This window comes from Alkalihalophilus lindianensis, assembly GCF_032843265.1.
Lineage (GTDB): Bacteria > Bacillota > Bacilli > Bacillales > Bacillaceae_D > Alkalihalophilus > Alkalihalophilus lindianensis.
The window spans coordinates 1-246 of the sequence record NZ_JAWJBA010000833.1 but is presented as its reverse complement, the minus strand read 5'-3'; the positions used below and the strand labels follow the sequence as shown (position 1 = coordinate 246).

The 246-nt window shown below is 71.1% G+C and carries 1 protein-coding gene; it reads right to left on the bottom strand.

The window, feature by feature from the left end:
- Positions 1 to 246, bottom strand: a 246-nt coding sequence (locus tag RYX56_RS24495; RefSeq protein WP_317124406.1) for an alkaline phosphatase family protein, incomplete at both ends; no start/stop codon positions are given.

The window sequence follows — 246 nt, the reverse complement described above, 5'->3', positions numbered from 1 at the left end:
ACCCGTCCACCAGGCGCCCGATGGAGGCGTCCACCGATGCCGTGGCCTCGCGCGTCTCCTGCGCGTGCGGGGCGTAGCGGTGGCCGGCGGTGTCCACGATGTCGAAATACAGCGTCTCGAAGCGCGGACGCCGCTCAAGCGGCAGGTCCAGCCAGGCCAGCAGCCGATCCACCCGCGCATCGCCCGGCATGGCTTGATCGAAGGGAACCCACTGGCTGGGCCTCACGCCGTCGATCTCGGTCGCCG